Origin of the sequence: Haloarchaeobius sp. FL176 (genome assembly GCF_024609245.1) — an archaeon.
Taxonomy (GTDB): domain Archaea; phylum Halobacteriota; class Halobacteria; order Halobacteriales; family Natrialbaceae; genus Haloarchaeobius.
This window is the reverse complement of record NZ_JANJYH010000019.1, coordinates 20,071-28,158: the sequence shown is the minus strand read 5'-3', so window position 1 is coordinate 28,158 and position 8,088 is coordinate 20,071. Positions and strand designations below refer to the sequence as shown.

Here is an 8,088-nt window from a genome sequence, read left to right as displayed (position 1 = left end):
ACGGGATGGGCTCCGCGACGGAGCCCATCCCTGTGGATCATCACGAACCTCCGCTGCCAGCTCATACAGCCCGATTTGTGCGCCTCCTATGAGATGGTGGCGAAATCAGCTCGGGCTAAACACATACGGTATGCCTATACCTATCCGAAGAGTCTCCATGAGCACGAGAAAGAAAAAATACTGACTCCAGAAATTAGTGATAACTGTAGCTTCACTCTGGATAACCGAGGTAACTATTCCACATCGGTCATATACAGCATTACAGCCTCTGAATCTCCATACGATTTGGAGTATCTTCTTGCCATACTGAATTCAGCGACAACGTGGTTCTACGTGAGTAACACGAGCCACGTTCTCCGAGGAGGGTACTACAGATTCAAAACCGGATATCTCCGTCCGATCGGCATTCCAGAGATTGAGACACAGTATGATGATTCGGTCGAAGAACATCTATCGCTGATTAAGTCAAAGTACGAGAATCGCGAGTATAATTCGGTAGAGGCAGAGGCTCTTTCGCTTCTTGAGGAGGGGAATATGAGTACTGTCTATCACCTACTCTGCTATCTAGTTAGAGAGCGTATCGATGCACAGGATGCTTATAGTGCATTAAATCTCAACCTGTCTGACTACTTAACTGATTATTCAGAGGGTCAGTCTTTGGGGAGCATTTCAGGATATCAACCACCTGCTGGTGTCTCCGACGCGATTGTCTCTGAAACGAGCGAATCTCGAGACAGTCTTCGGGTTGGTGAGGTTGAGGTCAGAAATCAAGGTTCAAAGCTTGTTCTCTATGCTAATGCTCGTTATAAGCCGGAGGATGAAGATGAATACGAGACAGACCAGTGGGGATACACAAGAACAGATCTCGTACCAGTGATGGAATTTATTGGACTTAGCACTGAATTAGAGCAGGTTATTGAAGAGTTTGTTCCCCACGTCGTAAACGAACGCGATGATGGCGTTGCTGGCTTCCGAGAGAAAGCTACGAAGACTAATTCACTGATAGATCGACTGGAAGAACTCACTCTACCAGAAATTGATGATGTGTGGGACGACTTCGAGAGGTACTTAAATACGAAACAGCGGGCTGATGAATATAGGCTGAAGTCCGAAAACACAGACCAAATCCTTAATCAGGTCGTTTACCGACTCTATGGTCTGAATCAGGAAGAAGTGGAACTCGTTGAGAGTTCTACTATTGATGACTGACTTTGAGGTTGGCGACCACGTCAAGTTCGCCGGCGGACGTGGAGAGATCACGAAAATCGAAGAACGGCCAAACGGCGGCCACCTCCTCCACGTCTACACTTCGGAGGGACAGCTCCGGAAACTCCCCAGCGGCCTCCCTCACATCGAGAAACTCGATTCGCTCCTAGACCGCCTCGCAGCCGGCCAGTCTGACGCACCGCTTCACTACGACCTCCGGGAGCGGGCGATCCGACTCGATCTCGCCTACAAGTACGATCGCTTTCTCTCCCTGACCAGCAACCGAATCGAGATCGAACCGTACCAGGTCCAGGCCGCCTACGAGATTCTCAACTCCTACGACCACCGCTACCTCATCGGGGACGAAGTCGGCCTTGGGAAGACTATCGAAGCCGGTATCGTCATCGAAGAACTCATCGCTCGGGACCGCGCCGACCGGGTGCTCATCGTCGCGCCGGCGCCGCTGACCGTCCAGTGGCAGGAGGAACTGCGCGAGAAGTTCGATCGCAACTTCGTCATCTACGACCGCGAGACGGTCCGGACCCACCGGAAGTCCCACCCCAACCAGAACGTCTGGAAGCAGGAAGACCTCATCATCACGTCCATCGACTTCGCGAAGCAGACCACCGACGACCCCGAGTCAGACGCGGTCTCCGTCCTCGACGCACTCGACAATCTCGACGAAGAGTGGGACGTCGCCGTCTTCGACGAAGCCCACCACTTGACGGCCCGCCGGTCGAGCGACGATTCGATGGAGCGCACCCAGCGCTACATGGTCGGCGAAGCCGTCGCCGAGAACTCGGACGCACTCCTGTTGCTCACCGGGACACCGCACAAGGGGAAATCCGACCAGTTCTACTTCCTCACCAGCCTGCTCGATCCCTACCGCTTCAGTCACGAGTCACAGATCAATCCCGATGCGCTGGAGAACCTGATGATTCGCCGGCTGAAAGACGGCATGTATGAAACCGACGGGACCCGAATGTTCCCCGAAAAGAACATCGAGGCACTCCCCGTCAAGATGACTCGCGAGGAGCGGAAACTGTACGACGACGTCACCGAGTACATTCGTGAGTACTACAACCTCGCCCAGCAGGAAGAGAACCAGGCCGCCGGATTCACGATGGTCATCTACCAGAAGCGACTCGTGTCGAGTATCTACGCGATCCGCAAGTCGCTCGAAAATCGAATGCGGGCGATCCAGAACGACGCCGTCGCCGAATCCCTTCCGGACGACGTCCAGGACCTCATCCCCCGCTACAGTACGGAACCCGAGACGCTGACCGACGCCGAGCGTGCCCGCGTCGAGGAGGCACTGGAGACCGTCACCATCACGCTCAATCGGTCGAAGATCCAGCAGGAACTGGATCGCGTGAAACAGCTCTGGCAGCAAGCTAAGAACATCGAGACCGACTCGAAAGCCCGACTGCTTCGCCAGTTCGTCGATCGCATTCTCTCCGATGACCCCGACGAGAAGATCCTCATCTTCACCGAGTACACGGACACGCTGGAGTACCTGCGTGACGAGGTGTTCCCCGAGCACGATATCGCGCAGGTGTACGGCGATCTCGACCAGGATCGTCGACGAGAGGAGATGGAGAAGTTCGAACAGGAGGCGAACCTGATGCTCGCGACCGACGCCGCCCAGGAGGGGCTCAACCTCCAGTTCGCTCACATCATGGTGAACTACGACCTGCCGTGGAATCCCATCCGCATCGACCAGCGAATGGGGCGACTCCACCGCTACGGCCAAGAACATACCGTCGAGATCCGCAACCTCTTCTTCGCCAACACCCGCGAGAGCGAGATTTTGAATCTCCTCATCGAGAAGACCAACCAGATCGAGTCTGACCTCGGGATGCGCTCGGACGTGCTCGGTCGCGTGTTGGAAGACGTCGACCTCGATAAAACCATCATGGCGGCCATTGCCGAGGGCCAGCCGACCGAGGAGGTCGTTGCCGACGTTGAGGCGACGATCGAAGAGCGCAAGGAAGCGATCCAGACCGTCGAAGACGACTTCCTCATCCGAGACAGGTTCGACCTCTCGGGCGAAGACGACGAGATTCTGGACGTCATCGAGCGGAGCCAACACGGCGAGGTGTCCGAGAACGATATCGAGACGCTCGTTCGGGTGTTCTTCGACGAGTTCGGTGGTTTGATCACGGGCGTCCGCCCCGGTCCCGCACGGACGGACGGCGACGTGTTCCAACTCGACGTCCCCGATGTACTGAATGGCAGTCATGTCCACCGCCGCTACGAACGGGCAACGTTCACCAAAGAGATCGCCATTGTGGAGGACGACATCGAGTTTATCTCGCTCGATCATCCACTCGTCCAATCACTCATTGAGTTTTGCCTGGACTCGGAGCGAGTCCAAGGCCAGGTAGCAACGAAAGTGGCTGCGAGCGCTGATCGTGCGCCGGGCATCCTCTTCAATTACCGACTCGGCTACGTCTCAGGGGCCGGAGACGTAGTGACCGAAAAGTTCGTTCCACTCTATGCCACGCTAGACGAGTCAATTATGACGGAGGTTCCGGAGTTCGTGGAGACGATGCCACCGGAAGATGCAGCGTCCCATCCGGATTGTGAACAGCTCGCTGCAGTGGTTGACGACCTCCATCAGGCGGCCGAGATGGAGGCCTGGACGCAGGTAGAATCATTTGCTCAGGAAGCTCGCTGCGAGCGTGAACGCGAAATCGAGATCAAGCGTGAACACGCCGAGCGTTACTTCGCCGAGCAAATCGAGGAATGGGAGGAGCGCCTCGAAACGTACCAGCAGCGTGCAGAGCAGGGGCGGGACATGTCCGCCCCGATTGGGAATGCAAAACAGAAACTCGAGAGTCTCCGTCGTGAGCGCGAAGCGGAGCTTGCGCAACTCGACGAGGAGCAACACGTCACGCCGGAAGAGCCCGACCTGGTGACCGCAGCGTTTGTCGTTCCATCGCCGCAGGTGGGCAACTGATGGTAGAAGTCGTCAACGTCGTCGCGTCGGGAGCCCTCGATGTGGAACTCGATCTTGAGGCAGTCGCCCGAGACCTTGACGACGTCGTCGACTACGATCCCGAGAAATACCCTGGTGCCTACGTTCGATTCGGTGGCGACGAGCCGCTGGTCACGCTCTACCGCACCGGGAAGTACATCATCACCGGAGCGTCATCCGAAGCCGAGGCTGGACAGCTCCGAGAGAAGTTCCTGACCCTCCTGCATCGCCACGGGATTGTCTCGGCTGCCGAGGATGCCTGGTTCACCGTCCAGAACTACGTGTGTATGGCAGATATGGAGCGGTCGGTTAATCTGTCAGCCCTTGCGATCGGCTTAGGGCTTGAGGTGACGGAGTACGAGCCTGAGCAGTTCCCCGGCTTGGTGTACCGACCTCACGACCACGCGTGCGTACTACTGGTATTTGCTACCGGGAAGGTGGTGATCACTGGCGCGCAAGAGACTGAGTCAGCTGAAGCAGCTTTCGCAGCGTTCCGTGACTCAATCGAAACACTGCTTGCAGACGAGTGATCCGCTGAATCGCGGCCCTGTTAACCAACAGAATCTGTGTATCGCGATTATTGTTGGTTAACTGCCGCCAGTTAGCCGAAGCGTTGCAGGAGGTCAATTTCGAGAAGGGCTGAGCCGAGAGGTTTTCCCGCGATACGACCAAGGACTACCATGCCCTTTACCGCGAGCTGGCGGACGCTCCTCGACGAGTGTGAGGAGCTCGCCGCAGACGCAACGCTCATTACGCCTCTCTCGGAGACGCGATTCCGCCTCACCGACGTCCAGGAGCACCGTATCATCATCGAGTTCGCCGATTCAGGCGACTCCCAGCCGCTGCAACGCGAGCAGTTCGAAACGCTCGCCGACCGCATTACCGACGCTGGTGGTACCTTCGACCTCCAGCGCCTGCCCCCGAACGCCGAACCGTATGCGGCCGTGCTCAGTCTTCATCCCCGCTACGAGATCAACGATCGAGCGGGGACGCTCACCGAAACCGACGAGCCAACGACGTCCCAACTCATCAAAGGAACGTCTCCCCAGCCCGCCGCCGACCAGGACGACGCGGCGGATCGCACCGAGCCTGACCTCGACGTCTACGCGGATATGCTCCTCTTGATCGATGCCCTCGAACGTCACGATCCGACGGCGCTGGAGGACTGTGAGACGCCCGCGCTGATTAACCTCTATACGCTGCTGTCGGACGTCCAGCGCAACGCCGGCGACCTCCGGCAGGCGGTCCGAGAGGTCCTCCTCGGGCGGCTCCACCACGACCAGCCGGTGCATGGCCAGTATGGGTCCGTCCAGCGGACGAGTCGCCGCAATCGCTCGCTGAAGGACGACGACGAGGTCATGGACGTGCTCGAGGACGCGGGGATTCCTCGCGAGCGGATTCTGGCCGTCGATCGCGAGAAAGTCGACGAGGCCCTGGACGTGACCGAACTCTCCGAATCGGCGGTTTACGAGATTGAGGAGAGCGAGTACGTGCGCAAAGCCGACGTCGACGAGGAGCGCAAGGAAACCCGGCTGCAAGGGCTGAAGGATCAGCTCGCACTGAGTGACGATCCCGACGCCGAGGAACTCCGCCAGGAAGTCGACGAGCTTGAGCAGCGTATCGAGGAGCTGACCGAGTTCAAACCTGGCACCGATATCAGGTGACCACACGAACTGATTTTTCTGATCCGGATTAACCAACAAACCGGACGGAGCGGGAAGATGTTGGTTAATCGCCTTGCTCAGAAGACGTGCAGAGTCAAAGCGCGTAGATGAGATACAATGTAGTCAATGAGATCATTGACGTCGTTGAGAGAGTATAGTTTATATGACCTCATTGAATTCATTGAGATATGTCTACATCGACGAAACACGTCGCAGTGTCGAACCAGAAGGGTGGAGTCGGCAAAACCATGGTTGCCATCAATCTCGCTGGTGCACTTAACCAGCGAGGCCATACCGTCCTCTTCGTCGACGTCGACCCACAAGGAAACGCCACTGAAGGCCTTGGCCTCTCCGAGGTCTATGAAGAGCCTGAACCGAACCTCCGATCAGTACTCGTCTCACAAGACACAGCGTTATCCGAGATCATCGAGACACATCCCGAGATGGATCTCGTTCCTTCAAATATCGATCTGTTCAAAGGCGAAGCCGAACTCGTCACCGAGATGCAAGGACGCAAACGGCTCCAGCGGGCCGTCGCCGATGTCGGCGGGGGCTACGACTTCGTCATTTATGACTGTCCCCCCTCACTCCTCGTCTTGACTGACAGCGCGCTCCTTGCTGCACAGAACGTTCTCATTCCCGCCCTTGCAGAATCTACGTCAACCCGCGCGCTCGATATTCTCTTTGATCAAATCGACACGCTCGAGGCCGAGTATGAGACATCAATCACCGAGCAGGCGATCGTTGCGAACCGTGTCGAACCCGATGGCGAAGCCGAAGAGATGATGACGTGGTTTCAGGAAACCTTTGAGCCGGGGCTACCCATCTTCGAGATACGGAAGCGTGTCGTCCTCAAGCGGGCGTGGAGTAATGGAGTCTCAGTGTTCGAACATACCGAAGACTGTGATATGGAAGGCGAGTTCGACCAGCTCGCTGCCCACCTGGAGGACGCCCTATGACTGACGATAAGAAGACGGATCGGCAAAACCGTATGAGTGAACGCTTCGGTAGCAGAGCCGAGCAGAGTGAGTCCGTAGAGGATGAAGAGACAGACACTGAGGAAGTTCCCAACGACGACAATGAAGTCAATGACGTGAATGAGATCAATGAGGCAGCTGAATCAGACGAATCTACAACGTCCTCAACGACATCAAAGAGGTCATCTACCTCAACGACGTCATCAGAGTCAATGGATTCATCGACATCATCTGATTCAAAGACAGTTCGTGAGACGAAGGCACGGACGTTCTACCTTGGAACGGATCGCTTGAAGCGGTTAGACCGGCTCTACAAGGAGATGTCGTTAGAGTACGAGATCGAATTTGAAGAGGATCTCCCGAAAAATGATGCGTTCTACGGTGCAGTAATCGACGCCGTCTGTAACCGGACGACAATAGAAGAGGAGCTCGGACTGACAGACGACACGGAAGAAGAGTCGACGTAGCCACGATCCAGCGGAGTGGTCGCCTATTCGTCGACGACAGTACCAGTATCGCTCTCGATTGTCACGTGTCCAGCCCCGACGGCGTTGATCGCGCTGTTCAACTCGAAAATCTCCTGTGTGACCGGGCTGTCGAGATTGAGTTGATAGCGTTTCCCGTTAGCGACAGCTTGGACGATCCCATGTTCGAGGAGCGTACCGAGATGTGCACGGACCGTGTGGCGACTTACACCTGCTGCTTCAGCCAGTTCGCTCTTCGTGAATTCACGGTCCGAGGCCGATAGTAGGGTATCGATGATGAGGTGAAGGCCCTCGGAGCTATCCTTCATGAGATACAGCCAGCCGCTCGGATGTTCGTAGCGGAGTTCTTTCGTGCTCTGCTCTGAGCTATCTCCCTCAGCGTGATCGGGCGTGCTCATGCTATGGTACATCTATTCCCTTCTCGCGTATAAACTTGTGCATAGAGTTGTTGGTTTGGATTTCCATTGTTGGTAATTCAATCCACCGTTTTTATTATGGAGTGGCTGAAATCGGTAGCGTATGCAGACTGATCTCGCCTGTGCCCTTCTCGAGGCGCTCGTTGCAACACATCGATACGGGCAACCAATGACACAAGAAGGCTTGTTGTCGGTTAATTCGGTCAAATCAGCATCCGTGCTCGGTTAAGCCGAGAAACCGAGAGGCTGCGCTCTGTTGACGAAGTTATCGTTGTAGACGTGTGAGGAGAGATTATATTAACGGAACTCTCCTAAGATTTTATTTGACGGTGGCTGACCTCCCTCTTTCTAGCAGTATTC

7 protein-coding genes are annotated in these 8,088 nt (G+C 56.0%); 6 read left to right on the top strand and 1 reads right to left on the bottom strand.

The window, feature by feature from the left end; translation table 11 throughout:
- The 6 genes from NO978_RS19300 to NO978_RS19275 all read left to right on the top strand — a co-directional run.
- Positions 1-1,209: TaqI-like C-terminal specificity domain-containing protein (locus NO978_RS19300; protein WP_303647391.1), on the top strand; the 1,209-nt coding region annotated here is incomplete at its 5' end.
- Positions 1,202-4,168, top strand: a complete 2,967-nt coding sequence (locus NO978_RS19295; protein ID WP_257301161.1) for a DEAD/DEAH box helicase — start codon at positions 1,202-1,204, stop codon at positions 4,166-4,168. The genes NO978_RS19300 and NO978_RS19295, both read left to right, overlap by 8 nt.
- Positions 4,168-4,716: a TATA-box-binding protein gene (locus tag NO978_RS19290; RefSeq protein WP_058826564.1), complete on the top strand. Its 549-nt coding sequence runs from the start codon at positions 4,168-4,170 to the stop codon at positions 4,714-4,716. Before NO978_RS19295 ends, NO978_RS19290 begins: the two co-directional genes overlap by 1 nt.
- A gap of 150 nt (positions 4,717-4,866) precedes the next feature.
- Positions 4,867-5,850 (top strand): hypothetical protein, encoded by a 984-nt coding sequence (locus NO978_RS19285; RefSeq protein ID WP_257301160.1) that lies wholly within the window; start codon positions 4,867-4,869, stop codon positions 5,848-5,850.
- A gap of 188 nt (positions 5,851-6,038) precedes the next feature.
- Entirely contained in the window at positions 6,039-6,809 is a 771-nt protein-coding gene (locus NO978_RS19280; RefSeq protein WP_058826566.1) for a ParA family protein, read from the top strand.
- The gene (locus tag NO978_RS19275) at positions 6,806-7,294 is read left to right on the top strand and encodes a hypothetical protein (RefSeq protein ID WP_257301159.1); all 489 of its coding nucleotides are present in this window, start codon (positions 6,806-6,808) and stop codon (positions 7,292-7,294) included. The genes NO978_RS19280 and NO978_RS19275 overlap by 4 nt, the downstream gene beginning before the upstream one ends.
- A gap of 23 nt (positions 7,295-7,317) precedes the next feature.
- Here NO978_RS19275 and NO978_RS19270 read toward each other — a convergent pair whose 3' ends face one another.
- A complete protein-coding gene (locus NO978_RS19270; protein WP_081927135.1) occupies positions 7,318-7,710 on the bottom strand; it encodes a helix-turn-helix domain-containing protein in 393 nt (130 codons plus the stop codon).
- Positions 7,711-8,088 lie beyond the last annotated feature (378 nt).